The organism is Pseudomonas sp. HPB0071 (genome assembly GCF_000478505.2).
Lineage (GTDB): Bacteria > Pseudomonadota > Gammaproteobacteria > Pseudomonadales > Pseudomonadaceae > Chryseomonas > Chryseomonas luteola.
Window position 1 is genome coordinate 577,336 of sequence record NZ_KI517367.1, and the last position, 16,320, is coordinate 593,655.

Below are 16,320 nucleotides of genomic sequence, written 5' to 3' on the forward strand. Positions count from 1 at the left end.
GGAGTATTGCACGATGAAAGCCGCCTACTATAACAATCAGCGTCTTCAAAGGGCTCAGACGCCCAATTATGAGCGTCTACAGGCCCAGATGACTGGGGCTGAACGGGCTACGTGCCAATCCGTTTGCCTGCATTGCGGATGGGGTCGGATTCTAATCGGCCATACGTTCTCCGACGCATCGGTATTGGCTAAGGAACTTCTCAAGGAAGAGGCCGGCGAGCGAGACATCGCCCTATACGTGGCTGCGCCTCAGCAGGTACTGGCCTATGCACCGCAACAGCTTTTCCTGGATCCATCCGACACGTTGCGGCTGTGGTTCACCGACTACCGCCCCGCCCATGCGCCCTTCCGCGGCTTTCGTATTCGCCGGGCCTTTAGTGAAAGCGACTGGAGCGAGATCAATCGTCTCTACCAAACGCGCCATATGCTGCCCGTGGATATCAAAAAACTCACGCCCCGGCACAAAGGTGGCCCGGTCTACTGGCTGGCAGAAGATCAGGACACGGGCGCCATTATCGGCTCGGTCATGGGGCTGAACCACGCTAAGGCATTCAACGATCCCGAAGGCGGCTCAAGTCTCTGGTGTCTGGCTGTCGCGCCTGACTGCCCTCGCCCAGGTGTGGGAGAGGCTCTGGTTCGTCATCTGATTGAGCACTACGCCAGCCGCGGCCTGGCGTTCCTGGACCTATCGGTCATGCATGACAACAGTCAAGCCAAGCGTCTTTACGACAAGCTGGGCTTTTGGGAACTCCAGACCTTTACCGTCAAGCGCAAGAACGCAATCAACCAGACCCTTTTCCTCGGCCCTGGCCCTGAGGCAGGGCTTAATCCCTATGCCAAGATCATTGTAGATGAGGCTCAACGCCGCGGGATCGATGTACAAGTAGATAATGCCCAGGCGGGTCTTTTTACCCTCATACAGGGGGGCCGCCGAATCCGCTGCCGCGAATCACTGTCGGACCTGACCAGCGCTGTCACCATGACACTTTGTCAGGACAAGACCCTCACAATCCGGACACTCAAGGAAGCAGGATTACGGGTTCCTGATCAGTGTCTAGCCAGTGAAGATGAAGAAAACGAAACGTTTCTTGCCAAGCACGGCGCCCTGGTTGTAAAGCCGGTCAACGGTGAGCAGGGCAAGGGCGTCGCCGTGGATGTACGTGATCCTGAGCACCTGAAAGCCGCGATTGCCCAAGCTCGTCGCTACGACGATAACGTGCTGCTCGAAAGCTACCATGCAGGTCTTGACCTGCGCATTGTTGTCATTGGTCATGAAGTCGTGGCGGCCGCTATACGGCGTCCTGCCGAGGTCATTGGTGACGGCCGTCGAAACATTCATGAGTTGATCGAACACCAGAGCCGCCGCCGCCAGGCAGCAACCGGAGGCGAAAGTCGGATACCTCTGGATGAAGAAACCGAGCGCGCGATCAAGTCTGCCGGCTACAGTTATGACACGGTCCTACCAGAAGGCACCCGCCTGTTTGTCCGCAAGACAGCAAATCTTCATACCGGGGGCACGCTGGAAGATGTTACCGATATTCTTCACCCAGAACTGGCGCAGGCCGCGGTAGCCGCTGCCAAGGCCTTGGATATCCCAGTGACAGGCATGGATCTATTGGTACCGGCTGCTGATCAAAGTGAATACGTAATCATTGAAGCCAATGAGCGGCCAGGCTTGGCCAACCATGAACCCCGCCCTACGGCGGAGCGCTTCATTGATCTGTTGTTTCCCCTGTCTCGAGAGGTGCCCGCTTGAATAAGCTGCCGACACCGGATCTGGATTATCTGCGCCGTGTCCTGCTGGAAATGCTCGCCATTCCAAGCCCGACAGGCTTTACAGACACAATCGTCATGTACGTGGCCGAGCGCTTGAGTGAAATCGGCATTCCCTACGAGCTGACACGACGAGGAACGATTCGCGCCACACTAAAAGGACGTAAGGAAAGCCCCGACCGAGCGGTTTCCGCTCACTTGGATACGATCGGTGCCATCGTCAGGGAAATCAAGGATAACGGCCGTCTGAGCCTGGCGGCGGTAGGCCATTGGTCCAGCCGTTTTGCCGAAGGAAGTCGGGTCAGTATCTTTACCGACAACGGAACCCTACGTGGCAGCGTACTACCCCTGCTCGCCTCTGGGCATGCCTTCAATACCGAAGTCGACAAGATGCCCGTCAGCTGGGATCACATCGAGCTACGTCTAGACGCTACCACCAAAAGCCGTTCAGAGACGGAATACCTGGGTGTACGCGTAGGAGATTTCGTAGCTTTTGATCCGCTACCGGAGTTCACGGAGAGCGGCTACATCAGCGCTCGTCACCTGGACGACAAGGCAGGTGTAGCCGCTCTGCTAACGGCGCTCAAGATGATTCAGGAAGCCGGTATTGTTCCCCCCATAGACTGCCACCCTCTCTTTACCATCACGGAAGAAGTAGGGTCTGGCGCGGCGGGTGCATTGCCTTGGGATGTCAGTGAGTTTGTCGGTATCGATATCGCTCCGGTTGCTCCCGGGCAACAGTCCGATGAGCATCGGGTCAGTGTCGCACTGCAGGACTCAAGCGGCCCTTACGATTATCACCTGTCACGCCATCTGCTGCGTATCGCAGAGCGAAACAGCATTCCGGTCAGGCGTGACCTGTTCCGCTACTACTACAGCGATGCCCACTCTGCTATCAATGCAGGGCACGACATCCGGATTGCGCTTCTGGCGTTTGGCTGTGATGCCACCCACGGCTATGAGCGGACGCACATTGTCAGTCTGGCAGCACTAAGCCAGCTCTTGGTGGGTTATATGACCAGCCCGCCCGTGTTCGATAGCGACGCAGCGCCAGCAGATAATTCCGTTGACCGCTTTACGCATCAGCTCGATTTGGAAGAGACGCATCAGGACAACCAGACGCATCTGCCTCACATTGAAGAATTAATCAAAGAGGGCGGGAAAACATAGGGACCGATAACGCAGCCCCGCTGGGCGGCGTCCTCTCGCCAACTGGCCAAGCTGTACGTTAGCATCGCTGCCCGCTTCAGGAACTGCCGCCATGCTCATACCCTACGACATGCTCAACCCCGATACGCTAGGCAACCTTCTCGAAGACTTTGTTACGCGAGAAGGAACGGATAACGGTGATGAGACACCTCTGGAGACGCGTGTAGCACGTGCACGTCGGGCGCTGGAAAATGGGGAAGCCGTTATCGTATTCGAGCCGGACAGCGGCCAGTGCCAGCTGATGCTCAGACGGGACGTTCCCAAGGAGTGGCTAAACACTCCAGATGAAGAGACACTTTCCTGACAGGCCTGAATATTCAGTGCACTGACAATTTCGGCCCTATTACCAATACCGTCACGCCCAGCAGACACAGTGCAGCCCCTGCCAGATCGGTCCAGGCGGGTCTGGTTTTTTCAACCAGGCCCAACCAGGCCAGCGATGCCACGATATAGATCCCACCGTAAGCAGCATAGGCTCTGCCAGCGTAAGCCGCCTCCACACGTGTCAACACAAGCGCAAACAGGGTAAGCGATAAAAGTCCTGGGAGCAGCCACAGCGGACTCTTGCCCAGTCTGAGCCATAACCAGAATGTGTAGCAGCCGGCGATCTCAAAACAGGCAGCCAAGGCGAACCAGAAATAATTAAGCATGATATTTACACTTAGCCATCCTGGCGGAACGGCAATGCGTCTGTAGCAGCCTGCGCATAACGCTTGATGCCTTCGCGCTCCTGATCCAGGAACCCGCTCACGGCCTCACGAAGCCCAGGGTGTACCAGATAGTGCCATGAATGGGTAAAGACCGGCTCAAACCCTCGAACCAGCTTGTGCTCTCCCTGCGCGCCCGCATCAAAGCGGGTCAGCCCTTCACTAATGGCATGATCAATCCCTTGATAGAAACATGTCTCAAAATGCAGCCGGTCAAACTCGGCCAGACAGCCCCAGTAACGTCCGTAAAGGGTCTTTTCATCGCACAGGTAAAATGCCATAGCCACAGGTCGGTTCTCCTGACGAGCCAGGACAACGCGAATGGCCTCAGGCATGCGCTCAGCCAATTCGCTGAAGAACTCACGGGTCAGGTAGGGATCCTGCCCTCTTACGGCGTACGTATTGGCATAACAGGCATAGACAAAATCCCACTCCTGTTCAGTAAGCGACCCGCCCTCTCGCCATTCAAAATCGATACCCTGCCCTGCAACTTGCTCACGCTCCTTGCGAAGCTGCTTGCGCTTACGTGACGCCAGCGCATCCAGGAAGTCCTGAAAATCCCGATACCCTCTGTTGTGCCAATGAAACTGACACCCAAGCCGTTCGAGCCAGCCTTCTCGATCAGTCAACAAGTGATCTGTCGCTTCGTTGGTAAAATTGACATGCAGACTCGAAAGTCCGCGGCCCTCCAGCTTGCTGGTCACTACATGCAGTAGCTCCTCACAAGCTGTACGCTCCCCTAGCAGACGAGCGCCTCCTACCGGGGAAAAGGGAACAGCGGCAAGAAGCTTCGGGTAATAATCAATACCCGCACGGTGGCAGGCATCAGCCCAGGCCCAATCAAATACGTACTCTCCATAGGAGTGGTACTTTATGTAGGCAGGCATGGCCGCTCTCAACGTACCCTCTAGATCACGCACAATATAGTGCGCAGGCTTCCAGCCTGTACGACGCCCTACGCTTCCACTGATCTCCAGAGCATGTAGAAATTCATGCCGCATAAACGGCTGGTTATCCGGTAACAGCGCATTCCACGCCTGCGCAGGCAGCTCGGACAGGTTATCTAGCCGCTCGATAATCACTGATATCCCCTGTTGATTCACTGGCCTATCGGGCAAGACCTGATTCGAATAGTGACCTATTGTTTAGTCTGCTTAAACAGGTTTATTCGTCAGTCAGCCTCGTACGGCTGATATGACCGCTAAAAGGACAAAATTGCAGGCGAAAAAAAACCGCCTATAAAGGCGGTTTTATAAAGATGGCGTCCCCTAGGGGACTCGAACCCCTGTTACCGCCGTGAAAGGGCGGTGTCCTAGGCCACTAGACGAAGGGGACAAAACCTTCGATTGAAACCAGCACTTGCTGGCCCTAGAAATTTGGTGGAGCTAGACGGGATCGAACCGTCGACCTCTTGCATGCCATGCAAGCGCTCTCCCAGCTGAGCTATAGCCCCGTAACACAGTGCCACTTTAAACAAGTAGCTATATATGGCGTCCCCTAGGGGACTCGAACCCCTGTTACCGCCGTGAAAGGGCGGTGTCCTAGGCCACTAGACGAAGGGGACAAAACCTTCGATTGAAACCAGCACTTGCTGGCCCTAGAAATTTGGTGGAGCTAGACGGGATCGAACCGTCGACCTCTTGCATGCCATGCAAGCGCTCTCCCAGCTGAGCTATAGCCCCGTAACACAGTGCCACTTTAAACAAGTAGCTATATATGGCGTCCCCTAGGGGACTCGAACCCCTGTTACCGCCGTGAAAGGGCGGTGTCCTAGGCCACTAGACGAAGGGGACGAAACCTTCGATTAAAACCAGCCACTGGCTGATTCTGGGAATTTGGTGGAGCTAGACGGGATCGAACCGTCGACCTCTTGCATGCCATGCAAGCGCTCTCCCAGCTGAGCTATAGCCCCGTCGCTAAGACGGTGCGAATCTTAAGAGGCCTCGGTGTTTGTGTCAACGATATTTATGCATTCTTTTAAAATATTTTGCTGAATACACAAATACTTATGATTGAACCGGCTCTTTACAAAGCTCGCCCTGTCTATGCGTATATCCATATAGATCGGACAGAAACGGCATTTCTTTAGCTCATAAAAAAGCCCCGACAAGCGGGGCAAAAAGAACTAATGAACTTGCGCTAGCCCGTCAGCAGCGCGCTGACAGTCAGGTGAGCTATTTACCTCAGCTGCATGACAGGCTGATGACGCCGCCTGCCGCGCTGATGCTCAGCGCTTGCGTAGCACCACGGAGCCAATGGAGTAACCAGCGCCAAAGGAACTGAGTACCCCAAGGTCACCTGCCGTCAGGTCATCCTGATTCAGGTGAAGCGCAATCACCGAGCCCGCAGAGCTGGTATTGGCATAGGTATCCAGAATGACAGGCGCTTCATCTGGCTTAGCGTCACGCCCAAGCAGCTTTCGGACGATCAACTGATTCATATTCAGATTGGCCTGGTGTAACCAAAACCGCCGCACCTGCTCGACCGGAATGTTCAGTTCGGCCAGATGCTCGGCGACCAAATCGGCCACCATGGGGCATACTTCCTTGAATACCTTGCGCCCTTCCTGAACAAACAACTTATCTGGATTACTCATCCCCTCTTCCGCAGCGCGGTTGAGAAAACCAAAATTGTTACGGATATTGTTGGAGAACTGAGTCAGCAGCTTGGTCCCCAGAATATCGAACTGATGAGGAGACGCTGCCAGATCAGCCCGCTCGATGATCATGGCGGTAGCCGCATCGCCAAAAATGAAGTGACTATCTCGGTCTCTGAAATTCAAATGACCGGTACAGATTTCGGGATCCACCAGCAAAATCGCGCGAGCCTGCCCGAGTTGTACGCTATTGGCAGCTGCCTGCAGTCCAAACGTAGCCGATGAGCATGCCACGTTCATATCAAAACCAAATCCATTGATGCCAAGCGCCGCCTGCACTTCAATGGCGACCGCAGGATAAGGTCGTTGCAGGTTGGAGCAGGCTACGATAACCCCATCAATGTCTGCTGGCGTCTTCCCTGCTCGCTCCAAGGCTTCCCGCGCCGCGCTCACGCTCATCTCACACAGTACAGACCATTGATCATTACTGCGCTCAGGAATACGAGGCACCATGCGGACAGGATCTAGAATCCCATCCTTGTCAATGACATAACGGCTCTTGATTCCTGACGCCTTTTCAATAAAGGCCGAGCTGGATTCCTGCTTGGCCTCTTGCTCGCCTCGTGCTATCGCGTCGGCATGTTCCGTATTGTACTGATGAACATAGGCATTGAAGGAAGCGACCAACTCGTCATTGGAGATGCTGTTCGGCGGGGTATACAGGCCGGTACCGCTAATGACTGCCTGATGCACGATCATTCCTCTGATTTTTTATAAAATAAGCCGCTATTGTGCCGTAAATCTAGGCCAAACCCTATTGGCTTATCAGGCTGCCTAAATAGATGTTTTTTGCTGACTTTCCGCCTCAGCACCTATCTCCCTCACAAGTCGGCTTCCTCACCAGAGAGAACATGAAGAGCGCTAAAGATATTTAGTTTTTCATTTTTTCTTCATCGCTCTAAAACCAATCTGTAACCGATCCGTCATGAGCGACGGTAATACTGGCGCCGCTTTCGAATCGACCTGAGTCGATCACTGGAGCGGCCGTAAAAGCCGACTCGTTCAGCGGTGACGCACGTCGCCCTTATAAAATATGGAGATTGAGATATGCGTCTTTTTTCAGTAGGAACAGCCTCAGGTCTTTGTGGTGGCCTTCTATTGGCTATGAGCATTCCTGCCCATGCGGCGGTTGACGCCAAGCTACTGGATATGTTGAGAGCCAACGGCTCGATTACTCCGGCTCAGTACACTGAATTGAAAGCCGATCTGGATAACGAGACGCGCGCAGAACAGGCGAAGGTTGCTCAGCAGCAGAAACTATCCTCGTTTGAAGAAAAACTGGCCTGGGCAGCGAAAACCCAGATCAAAGGCGACGTACGCGTACGTCACGAGAATATCGATATCGATGGCGAACCGGACAATGGTCGTGATCGGGATCGTCAGCGAATCCGCGCTCGACTTGGTGTCTACAGCCAGATCAATCCTCAGGTCGATGCTGGTATTCGCGTAGCATCAGGCGGTGGCGATGATGCACGCTCCACAAACCAGGACATGACTAACTACTTCAACAAGAAGCAGATATGGATGGACCTGGCGTATATCGACTTTCATCCCACAGCTGTCCCCAATCTGCACGTCATTGGTGGCAAGATGCTCCAGCCCTGGGTAAGCATGGGTGATGTCATCTGGGATGGTGACATCAACCCTGAAGGCTTGGCCGCAACCTACAAGTATCCCCTGGGTGGATCAACCGAGCTGTTTGGCAGCGCCGGCTACTACGTCCTGAAAGATAACGTTGATGGCGAAGGGTACGAGTTCAAGCATGATTTGCGCCTGTATGCCGGTCAGCTGGGTGCCCGCTTTGCACCTACTGACAACCTGAAGGTAACTGTCGGTGGGAGTATCTACGGTTACGACAAGGACAAGGACAGCACGTGCGGCAACAGCACAACGACGCCCTGTGCCCTTCAAGCGAACGGCAACACGACCAACGAATTCAACCTGTATGAAGGCTTTGGTCAAGTCGATATTGGTGGCTTGGCCATTCCATTGTCGCTATACGGCCAGTATGTTGTTAACAGCGAGGCCGACGATAACGACACCGCTTGGTTGGCAGGCCTGAAAACCAAGGCTTACGGTATTGGCTTCGATTACAACTATCGCGACGTTCAGCGTAACGCCGTAGTGGGTGCGTTTACCGACTCCGACTTTGCTAATGGCTATGTCGGCTCTCGTGGGCACAAGTTCAAGGTCAGCTACGATATCGACAAGAACTTTGGCCTTGGCGCGACCTATTTTATGGCCGAATCTGACTTTGCTAGCCGCACCAAGCGTGATGCTGACGTTGATACCTTGCAGTTGGATCTTGAAGCCAAGTTCTAAGCCATCAGCTTCTGGCTTTTCGTAGCAAACAAGCGCCTGAAAATGGCGCTTGTTTTTTATAATGAGAAAAAATTACTGCTTGCGACATACCAGCTTGGCCTTGGTCGGCGTCTCGGCAGACTTGCCCGGCATACGCAGTGTTGCCGACTTGCCCGGCACAATTACAGGCTCTTCCTGTTCGCTGTCCTTAGGCCCATGTGCCTGTAACCAGCATTTGACTGGTGTCTTTTCGTTATTGGTTAACGTGATGGTCTGAGGCGCATCATTAGGTAATTCCTGACTGGAAGATTCAGCCAGAATATTGAGATCCCCTACATCCTGGTCAAGCTCAAGGCCTTGAGCCAGGCACACTGCTGGCATTATCGAGGCAGCGAAAACGAACGAAATAATTTTACGCATAGTGTTTCCCCATAAGGACCTATACGTTTGGGCACCGAAGTGAGCGCACTGTTCATTTTTGAAGCCTCCCAACCCTGCCTGCTGCAAGGTTGGGAGATACAGCTAACTATGTGTCGGGTATCACCGATTGACGAGCTGTGCCGCTCGAATGACATCGGCTCCAATCTCAGGCTCGTATTTCTTCACCAATGGCTGCATCGCCTCCCTCCATGCCTGCCGCTCGGATGGCGTCAACGTAACCAGCTTGCTGGTACCTGAGCCCAAAATGTTGTCACGATCCTTGTTATTAATCGCCTCAGCTTCCTTATTAACAAACTGCGTCACTTCGTCAGAAATCTGCTCAAGCTGAGTGCGGACGCCAAAGGGCAGCGAGTTCCAGAACTTCGAGTTAGTGATCAGCATATACACCAGCACGCCATGATTGCTTTCAGTAATGTATGGCTGAACGGTGTTGAGCTTTTGGCTGTAAAGGTTAGACCAAGTGTTTTCCGTACCCTGTACCTGCCCACTCTGCAGAGCCTTAAAGGACTGGCTGAATGGCAGTTTCAGTGCCGATGCTCCGATCTGTTTGAACTGATCCTCCAGCAGAGTGGAAGCCTGAATTCGGAACGCCAGTCCGTGCGCGTCTGCTGGCTTGCGCAGCTCGCGATTGGCAGAAAACTGCTTCATGCCGTTATTCCAGAACGCCAGCCCATAAATGCCCTGGCCGGCCATGGAGCCTAGAAGCTCACGACTTTTGTCCCGCTTCTCGAAGCGCTTGACGGCCTCAAGGTCATCGAACAGGAACGGCATATCAAAAATTTCGAGCTGCTTGGTGTACTGGTCGAATTTGGAGACCGAAGGCGCCAGCATCTGAACTTCGTTACGCTGCAGGGCGTCGAGCTCATCGGCATCGCCGTACAATGTCGAGTTCGGATAGACCTCGATTTTCACTTTGCCTGCCAGACGCTCCTGAACAAGCTTCTGGAATAGACGAGCACCCTTCCCTTTAGGCGTATCGTCCGTTACGACATGCGAAAATTTGATAACAATGGGCTCTTCGGCTACTGCCGGAGTGACATAAGCAACAGCGAGTGATGCCGCAAACAGTGTCGTAGCGACAAACTTGAACATAGTCTTCCCTTCTAACTCCGTGAAAGGGGCATGTTTCTTATTACGCAAGGATGGGTAATCGGCATAAAAGATCCAAAATCTGTTCACTGACATTTATTTTTCTTTTGTGACCGTTTTGGTCTTGTTTACCCGTGGCCTGTCGCGACAAAAAGCTCCCCAATGATTAAGCAGACCGTTCCGATCCCTAGTCGATAACCGTCTGCCAATCACGATGCAAAAAGCTGGCCTTATCGTAATGACTCATGCATCTGATAGTGGCCCCTATAAGAAAAGAAACTGAAGACTGTGCGAAACGTCCTCAACAGCTCGACTCGAAATGTTGAGGACGATGGGCTTTAGCGCTCTTCCTCACTCTCGTCCATTTGACTTTCATCGCCCACTGACTCGATGAAATCTTCATCCACGTCATAACTGCCACCAGGCACATTTTCTATCGAGGTGCCGTCTTCCTTTCCGGCGAAGTGAAAAGGCATGGCGCGTGTTGCGAATACATTTGACTCAATAAGATGCATGGTCATGTCCTCATAAGTATGCCTACCAACGGTGGACCTGCCTCATACCGGCCAGTTCGACACAGGAAACCCTTGTGAATCGGTTTGTCGCTCGGGTAGCGTGAGCGGTATCAAAAACGACAATAAAAAGGATCGTGACCATGAAGGCATTTGCGGTAGCAGGACTGCTTATGGCGGCCACCAGCGTCTACGCAGCAGACAGCACCTCGCACCTTGATACGGTTATACAAAAAAAGACACTTCGCGTTTGCACCACAGGCGACTACAAGCCGTACACCTTTCTCCGTGACGATGGCGTGTACGAAGGAATTGAGATCACGATGGCCGAGGCACTGGCCAAAAGCCTTGGCGCTGACGTTGAGTGGGTAAAAACCAGTTGGAAGACGTTAATGCCAGACTTTCTGGAGGGCCGCTGCGATATATCGGTAGGAGGCGTATCGATTTCCCTCGAGCGTCAGAAAAAAGCCTTTTTCAGTGACGCCATTACGGTGGATGGAAAGATCCCTCTGGTTCGCTGTGATGATGCCAAACGCTTTGAAACCATTGAGCAGATCAACCAGCCCTCGGTCCGCTTGATAGAGCCGCCAGGTGGTACCAACGAAGCGTTTGCTCACCGCGAGTTACCGCAAGCCCAATTGAGCCTCTTCAAGGATAACGTCACGATTTTTGAAAAACTTGTCAGCAAGGAAGCCGACGTCATGATTACTGACGCCTCGGAGGCATTGTTTCAACAGAAACGCTACCCCTCCCTGTGCGCAGTTAATCCAGATAAGCCCATGCAGTACAGTGAAAAGGCTTTTCTGCTGCCCAGGGATGATGTCGCCTGGAAAGCCTATATCGATCAGTGGCTTCACCTCTACAAAGCAACTGGTGAATATCAGAAAACCGTAGATCATTGGCTGGCCAAGCCTGACGCCTAAAATATTGTGGAGCAGTACGCTATCGGCCGGCCTGCTCCACAGCCTCTGGAGACTTCAACCTCTTCCCATTTGCCTGAGCTTTTCCAGGCGAAAGGCAAGCACCTGCTCCAATGCACTGAGCTTTTTTAATAGTTGCGTTCGCAGGGCTGTATCCTGGGTATTGCTGATTTCCTCCTTCAAACGGGCACGCTGATTAAAGAGCTCAATCTCTTGAGGGGGAATGCCCGCATTCTTCAGGACACGAAACGGCATTCGAAGCCCTTCAGGTGTTTGTAGCCATCCTTCATCGATTTTGGTTGGCTCGCCCTTGCCCTTCACCTGTTTCTGCCAGGCTGCCACCTCTCGCGCAATCCTGCGTTCGATTTCTTGCTCCAGTGTGCTCATAACGACTCCTGGATTAAACTGCCATACCTCTATAGAGCGATTAGGCGCCTCCGATGCTTAATGCTCGGCAGTACAGCCGACAGAATGAAGTTCTTTAGTTGCTCTAACAGAACCTCATAGCATTACCAGAAGCGCTATAGTCATAAGCTGCCGACTACCGCCTGAGGTCCCGCGTGAATTTTGCAGCCGCACAATGCCTAAACTCCCGATTCTGGCGCGACGACGCACTGCCGTTCATCGAGATTCGTACAGTCAATGATGGTCGTCAGGTAAGTCATGCCAAGCATACGCATGACACCTTCTCCATCGGGGCCATTACGGCGGGTCGAAGTCACTACCTCAATGCCCGAAGCCAAACCCAGATAAGCCAGGGCTCCGTTGTGATAGTGAATCCTGAGACGGTACATGCCTGTAATCCCGTCAAGGGCGAACACTGGGCCTATCAGATGTTTTATATCGATACGCAGTGGCTGGGCAGGCTACAGACGGAGTCGGGATATAGCACGCAGGACTCATTCGTGCCGTTTGATGTCATCCATACGCGCGTACCTGCCCTACACACAGGACTCGTCAGGCTGCATGAAACACTGACATCACCATGTAACGACAGGCTTTACAAGCACAGCGCAACCCTCGACTTTTTTCTCCAGCTGCAACGATCGCTTTCGACGCGCCCCGCTAAAGCTCCAGAAATACCCCATGTACACCTTAAGCGAGCCGCCGACTTTATCCGTGAGCACTGCGCTGAACCGCTGACCCTGGATGACATCGCCACCGCGGCGGAATTATCGGCGTCCTATCTCATCAGGGCGTTCAAGGATCACTATGGCTTGACGCCCCATGCCTACTTGATCAACCGACGTATCCAGCTCAGCCGCCAATGGCTTCGGCAAGGACACAGTCTTGCTGACGTGGCGATGGCAACCGGTTTCGCTGACCAGGCTCACTTCCAGCGCACTTTCAAACGGCACCTGGCTGCTACGCCTGGGCACTATCGCGGCTGACATTTGCCTTCCTCATTAACCTTGTAAAAGGTAAAAGGCACTGGCGACCAGCAACCCTGCCATCATCCGATTCAGGAACCGAACACGACTTGGTTTTTGCACATAACGGCGCAGAAAACTACCGGTAAATGCCCAGCAGGCAACCGAGCCATAGCAAACCACGAAGTAGAGGATGGCAAACGTCCAGACCATGACCGTATTGCCATCGGCAACGAAAAGCCCCATACCTGCCAACGAGGCCAGCCAGGCTTTAGGGTTCAGCCATTGCATCAGCGCGCCGCGCATCATTGAGGGGCCAGAACCTTCCTCTTTTATATCCAGCACCCCATCATCCATTGCAAGCTGGTAGGCCATATAAAAAAGAAAGGCAACGCCACTCCATTGAATGAGCTTGATCAGTTCCGGGATGCGGGCCAGCACTTCGTACAATCCCAGACCAATAAGCAAAAGAAGTGCTGTAAAGCCGGTCGTTGCTCCTGTGACGTGCCTAAGGCTCTTACGAAAGCCATAACAGGCTCCCGAACTTAGGGCTACAAGATTGACGGGACCAGGTGAAATAGAAGAAGCCAGAGCGAAGCCGGCCATGGAAAACAACACGTCCATTGATGTCTGCTCATGTGTTCAAGGAACAGACACCATATTTCTCCAGCCTCATGTGGTATTGAATAAAATTACCCTTCTACTGAAGACCTAGTGAATCAATTCAGAGCCGGATATTTCATTATTACTCCAGCCCCAAGTCTTATCTTGCTGGCCGTCCCAGTGATAAAGCGTCTCTTCTCGTCTAGTCGACAGTAGCCATCCTGTTCGAGCGCCTACCAAGGTAGTAACCGCATGCCTGCGTCCAAATACATTGTGACGGGCTAAAAACAAGGCACTGTCACGCAACCAACCAAGGGCCTTGCTATGCGACTGAAACAGTGGAGTCAGAAAACGGCTGGCTTGCCGGTAATAACGTAAATGCTCACGGCGGGCGACACTATAGGCCTCAAAGACAGTTGGCCAGTGGTCTCGGGAGGGCATCGACATATCTACGGCATCGGCCAGCGCAGCGGCATCGACCAACGCCATGTTTGCACCCTGACCCAATTGAGGACTCATTGCATGTGCGCAATCACCGATAGCCAGTACTCGCCCATCACTCCAGCGTTGCATCCAGACATCTGCGTAAGCGGCAAATGCTAGTTGCTCTGATTGATTAATGTGTTGCAAGAAAGGCCTTGCGGTTTCGCCAGCCAATTTCACAACCTGCCTTTTCCAGCTATCCAGACCCGCTGTCTGCCATTGGGGATAATCGATGACGGGCAGACTCCAGAACAGGCTGCTCAGCTGGGCATCGCGTTTTTGATGCGTACAGCCTGTAGGCATGATTCCGAACATCTCAGAACAGTGTCTGTACCATTGGCGTAACTCTGTAGAGTCCGCGTGTGCTGGCGTCGAGACCATGCTCCACAACGCACCCCATGGGTAGGGTTTGACATGTTGTTTAACAGCCATCTGCCCACGTAATGCCGAACGTGTTCCGTCTGCCAGAATCAACGCAGCAAAATCACCTAACAAGCTCTCGTTGCCCTGTGCGTCTCGATGAAAAAGCTGGACGTGACTTGATGTTTGATGAAAACGGGTGATGTCACTGCTGGTTTCTATACTGACGCCTGCATATCGCGCAGCGTTCAGTAAGGAAGTCATCAGGACGCCGCGGTGAATACCCAATCCAAAACTACCTGGCCTCCAAGCATCATAACGGGTATCCAGAACGACGCGTTTGCCCTGCATGGATGTTCCGTAGAGGCGGCTGACTGGCGCACCTAGAGCAGTACATTCGGTCAGCACGCCCAACGTGTGTAACACTGCCAACCCCGAAGGTTGCAATAGAATGCCTGCACCAACCGTCCGCAACTCAGGTACACGTTCGAACAGCCTGACCTGATAACCCCTGCGGGCCAGGAAAGTAGCCGTAGCCAAACCTGCGGTACCTGCCCCAACGATCCCTATTGCCACCTTCTCCATAGCCATACTCCTGTTATTGGCTGAGGTACATTCTACGTCTCTCGAATAGCGACGAGTGAGCAGGCTGGCAGCCTTGATTGTCCGCAAATCGCTTTTTATGTATCCACACATTGGTGGAGCACGGCTAAATCACGATTAGCTCTCACCTAATACAGATGTGATTAAGTAAAATCCGCCGCCCTGGATTTCCCGCTACTGATTTACGAAAAGGATTTCATATGTTTCTTATCAAGAAATGGTTCGCCCTGATTTTTGTTGCCTCCTTCCTGGTCGCCTGCTCTGGTGCCAACACCCCGGAAAGCGTTGCGGAGCGCTTCATAAAAGCGGCTTACACCCAAGACCTCGACACCATGATGGATCTGATCGATGTACCCAAGGATGCGGATGCGAACGCAAAGGACTTTGTACGTGGCAAGTTTCAGATGCTGCTTACGGAAAGGGCTAAACAGGCCGAATCACTGGGTGGCGTCAAGAGTATAAAAGCCGAAAAAACAACCTATAACGATGACAAGACACGCGCCGATGTCAGCGTAACGGTTACTTTCAAAAAAGACGGCGAAACCCGTACTGAACACACTCATCTAATTCAGAGCGACGGCGACTGGAAGATCAAGATCTGATTGGACGAGGGCTTTGTCCACATCGGATAAAGCCTTTTGCTATTCGACAGATGAACAGTTTGTGTCGTTGGGCTCTAACAGCCCTGCTGTGCATGGGCCTGGCAATAACGGCCTACGAAGGCCGCCAGCCTCAGGCATTACCTACCCTACCTGGGCAGCGCCTGAGCCCGTCGTCACTGGCAGTTGGCGACTGGCTGTTTCGACTGGGAACATCAACAGACAGTCGAATCGTAGAACAGGTAAGTGGTAGCAGGTTTTCCCACGTAGGCATGGTTGTCGCCACAACACCTACGGTCCTGATCGTTCATGCCACAACAGACGATGATCCTGCACATCCAAACCAAGTCCTGCTTACGCCTTTAGATGAGTTTCTAAAGCCAGACATGGCAAGGCATTTCGCAGTAGCACGGCCGACTTTTTTGAATCCTGAACAAAAGGAACGCATTGCGCAGTATCTGAAAAGTACTTTGGGACGAACCTTTGTGCTCGAACCGCGCGACAAGCCCCATCTTTATTGCACAACACTATTGGCTGAAGCGATTGCTACTCAACTACCCTCTTTCGCGCCCCGCTGGACAAGTCTGGATGTCCCAGTTTTCCGAGGTGACTATCTTTTTCCTCAGGCATTCGCGGATTATCCCGGACTTGAATGGATTTACCGCCAATAACAGGCAAGCAGGGTTGAGCAACT

The 16,320-nt window shown here is 53.0% G+C and carries 17 protein-coding genes and 6 tRNA genes; 8 read left to right on the plus strand and 15 right to left on the minus strand.

The window, feature by feature from the left end:
- The first annotated feature begins 13 nt into the window (after positions 1-13).
- The 3 genes from ngg to HMPREF1487_RS02910 all read left to right on the plus strand — a co-directional run bounded on the left by ngg (position 14) and on the right by HMPREF1487_RS02910 (position 3,286).
- Positions 14-1,756 carry an N-acetylglutaminylglutamine synthetase gene (gene ngg / locus HMPREF1487_RS02900; RefSeq protein WP_010795100.1) on the plus strand — a complete coding sequence of 581 codons (1,743 nt, stop codon included), beginning with the start codon at positions 14-16 and terminating at the stop codon, positions 1,754-1,756.
- The gene (locus HMPREF1487_RS02905; protein ID WP_010795101.1) at positions 1,753-2,943 is read left to right on the plus strand and encodes an osmoprotectant NAGGN system M42 family peptidase; all 1,191 of its coding nucleotides are present in this window, start codon (positions 1,753-1,755) and stop codon (positions 2,941-2,943) included. The genes ngg and HMPREF1487_RS02905 overlap by 4 nt, the downstream gene beginning before the upstream one ends.
- 91 nt (positions 2,944-3,034) lie before the next feature.
- Positions 3,035-3,286 carry a YheU family protein gene (locus HMPREF1487_RS02910; RefSeq protein ID WP_010795102.1) on the plus strand — a complete coding sequence of 84 codons (252 nt, stop codon included), beginning with the start codon at positions 3,035-3,037 and terminating at the stop codon, positions 3,284-3,286.
- Positions 3,287-3,299: 13 nt separating this feature from the next.
- Here the strand turns inward: HMPREF1487_RS02910 and HMPREF1487_RS02915 are convergent, their stop codons facing one another.
- The 9 genes from HMPREF1487_RS02915 to HMPREF1487_RS02955 form a co-directional block, all read right to left on the minus strand.
- Complete coding sequence (locus HMPREF1487_RS02915) at positions 3,300-3,632, minus strand: YnfA family protein (RefSeq protein WP_010795103.1); 333 nt, start codon at positions 3,630-3,632, stop codon at positions 3,300-3,302.
- An 11-nt stretch (positions 3,633-3,643) separates the two neighbouring features.
- On the minus strand, positions 3,644-4,771 hold the full coding sequence (locus HMPREF1487_RS02920) for a GNAT family N-acetyltransferase (protein WP_010795104.1): 1,128 nt from the start codon (positions 4,769-4,771) through the stop codon (positions 3,644-3,646).
- Between the two features lie 177 nt (positions 4,772-4,948).
- Positions 4,949-5,024, minus strand: a tRNA-Glu gene (locus HMPREF1487_RS02925).
- 42 nt (positions 5,025-5,066) lie between these two features.
- A tRNA-Ala gene (locus tag HMPREF1487_RS02930) sits at positions 5,067-5,142 on the minus strand.
- A 35-nt stretch (positions 5,143-5,177) separates the two neighbouring features.
- Positions 5,178-5,253: transfer RNA gene (locus HMPREF1487_RS02935), tRNA-Glu, on the minus strand.
- Between the two features lie 42 nt (positions 5,254-5,295).
- A tRNA-Ala gene (locus tag HMPREF1487_RS02940) sits at positions 5,296-5,371 on the minus strand.
- 35 nt (positions 5,372-5,406) lie between these two features.
- Positions 5,407-5,482, minus strand: a tRNA-Glu gene (locus HMPREF1487_RS02945).
- A gap of 43 nt (positions 5,483-5,525) precedes the next feature.
- A tRNA-Ala gene (locus tag HMPREF1487_RS02950) sits at positions 5,526-5,601 on the minus strand.
- A gap of 315 nt (positions 5,602-5,916) precedes the next feature.
- Positions 5,917-7,038, minus strand: coding sequence for a beta-ketoacyl-ACP synthase III (locus HMPREF1487_RS02955; RefSeq protein WP_010795105.1), 1,122 nt, complete (start codon positions 7,036-7,038; stop codon positions 5,917-5,919).
- A gap of 354 nt (positions 7,039-7,392) precedes the next feature.
- On the opposite strand from HMPREF1487_RS02955, the gene HMPREF1487_RS02960 reads away from it, so the two are divergent.
- On the plus strand, positions 7,393-8,667 hold the full coding sequence (locus HMPREF1487_RS02960) for a putative porin (protein WP_010795106.1): 1,275 nt from the start codon (positions 7,393-7,395) through the stop codon (positions 8,665-8,667).
- 72 nt (positions 8,668-8,739) lie between these two features.
- Here the strand turns inward: HMPREF1487_RS02960 and HMPREF1487_RS02965 are convergent, their stop codons facing one another.
- From HMPREF1487_RS02965 to HMPREF1487_RS27215, 3 genes are all read right to left on the minus strand, one after another.
- Entirely contained in the window at positions 8,740-9,066 is a 327-nt protein-coding gene (locus HMPREF1487_RS02965; protein WP_010795107.1) for a hypothetical protein, read from the minus strand.
- Between the two features lie 120 nt (positions 9,067-9,186).
- Entirely contained in the window at positions 9,187-10,179 is a 993-nt protein-coding gene (locus tag HMPREF1487_RS02970; RefSeq protein ID WP_010795108.1) for a TRAP transporter substrate-binding protein, read from the minus strand.
- 335 nt (positions 10,180-10,514) lie between these two features.
- Complete coding sequence (locus HMPREF1487_RS27215; RefSeq protein ID WP_010795109.1) at positions 10,515-10,691, minus strand: hypothetical protein; 177 nt, start codon at positions 10,689-10,691, stop codon at positions 10,515-10,517.
- 140 nt (positions 10,692-10,831) lie between these two features.
- Here HMPREF1487_RS27215 and HMPREF1487_RS02975 point away from each other — a divergent pair, with 140 nt between their 5' ends.
- A complete protein-coding gene (locus HMPREF1487_RS02975; protein ID WP_010795110.1) occupies positions 10,832-11,611 on the plus strand; it encodes a transporter substrate-binding domain-containing protein in 780 nt (259 codons plus the stop codon).
- Between the two features lie 54 nt (positions 11,612-11,665).
- Here the strand turns inward: HMPREF1487_RS02975 and HMPREF1487_RS02980 are convergent, their stop codons facing one another.
- The gene (locus HMPREF1487_RS02980) at positions 11,666-11,995 is read right to left on the minus strand and encodes a DnaJ family domain-containing protein (protein WP_010795111.1); all 330 of its coding nucleotides are present in this window, start codon (positions 11,993-11,995) and stop codon (positions 11,666-11,668) included.
- Between the two features lie 173 nt (positions 11,996-12,168).
- Here HMPREF1487_RS02980 and HMPREF1487_RS02985 point away from each other — a divergent pair, with 173 nt between their 5' ends.
- On the plus strand, positions 12,169-12,999 hold the full coding sequence (locus tag HMPREF1487_RS02985; RefSeq protein WP_010795112.1) for an AraC family transcriptional regulator: 831 nt from the start codon (positions 12,169-12,171) through the stop codon (positions 12,997-12,999).
- A gap of 15 nt (positions 13,000-13,014) precedes the next feature.
- Here the strand turns inward: HMPREF1487_RS02985 and HMPREF1487_RS02990 are convergent, their stop codons facing one another.
- A complete protein-coding gene (locus tag HMPREF1487_RS02990; protein WP_010795113.1) occupies positions 13,015-13,602 on the minus strand; it encodes a LysE family translocator in 588 nt (195 codons plus the stop codon).
- A gap of 87 nt (positions 13,603-13,689) precedes the next feature.
- On the minus strand, positions 13,690-15,009 hold the full coding sequence (locus HMPREF1487_RS02995) for an FAD-dependent oxidoreductase (RefSeq protein WP_010795114.1): 1,320 nt from the start codon (positions 15,007-15,009) through the stop codon (positions 13,690-13,692).
- Between the two features lie 218 nt (positions 15,010-15,227).
- Between HMPREF1487_RS02995 and HMPREF1487_RS03000 the strand changes: the two genes are divergently transcribed.
- Together HMPREF1487_RS03000 and HMPREF1487_RS03005 are read left to right on the plus strand one after the other, a co-directional pair.
- Positions 15,228-15,629, plus strand: a complete 402-nt coding sequence (locus HMPREF1487_RS03000; RefSeq protein WP_010795115.1) for a DUF4878 domain-containing protein — start codon at positions 15,228-15,230, stop codon at positions 15,627-15,629.
- A 59-nt stretch (positions 15,630-15,688) separates the two neighbouring features.
- Entirely contained in the window at positions 15,689-16,297 is a 609-nt protein-coding gene (locus tag HMPREF1487_RS03005) for a YiiX/YebB-like N1pC/P60 family cysteine hydrolase (protein WP_244965925.1), read from the plus strand.
- Positions 16,298-16,320 lie beyond the last annotated feature (23 nt).

Coding starts and splice junctions, on each gene's coding strand:
- HMPREF1487_RS27215 (WP_010795109.1), bottom strand. CDS start 10,691: ATGCATCTTATTGAGTCAAATGTATTCGCAACACGCGCCATGCCTTTT.
- HMPREF1487_RS02980 (WP_010795111.1), bottom strand. CDS start 11,995: ATGAGCACACTGGAGCAAGAAATCGAACGCAGGATTGCGCGAGAGGTG.
- HMPREF1487_RS02990 (WP_010795113.1), bottom strand. CDS start 13,602: ATGGACGTGTTGTTTTCCATGGCCGGCTTCGCTCTGGCTTCTTCTATT.
- HMPREF1487_RS02965 (WP_010795107.1), bottom strand. CDS start 9,066: ATGCGTAAAATTATTTCGTTCGTTTTCGCTGCCTCGATAATGCCAGCA.
- ngg (WP_010795100.1), top strand. CDS start 14: ATGAAAGCCGCCTACTATAACAATCAGCGTCTTCAAAGGGCTCAGACG.
- HMPREF1487_RS02915 (WP_010795103.1), bottom strand. CDS start 3,632: ATGCTTAATTATTTCTGGTTCGCCTTGGCTGCCTGTTTTGAGATCGCC.
- HMPREF1487_RS02995 (WP_010795114.1), bottom strand. CDS start 15,009: ATGGAGAAGGTGGCAATAGGGATCGTTGGGGCAGGTACCGCAGGTTTG.
- HMPREF1487_RS02975 (WP_010795110.1), top strand. CDS start 10,832: ATGAAGGCATTTGCGGTAGCAGGACTGCTTATGGCGGCCACCAGCGTC.
- HMPREF1487_RS03000 (WP_010795115.1), top strand. CDS start 15,228: ATGTTTCTTATCAAGAAATGGTTCGCCCTGATTTTTGTTGCCTCCTTC.
- HMPREF1487_RS02970 (WP_010795108.1), bottom strand. CDS start 10,179: ATGTTCAAGTTTGTCGCTACGACACTGTTTGCGGCATCACTCGCTGTT.
- HMPREF1487_RS02910 (WP_010795102.1), top strand. CDS start 3,035: ATGCTCATACCCTACGACATGCTCAACCCCGATACGCTAGGCAACCTT.
- HMPREF1487_RS02960 (WP_010795106.1), top strand. CDS start 7,393: ATGCGTCTTTTTTCAGTAGGAACAGCCTCAGGTCTTTGTGGTGGCCTT.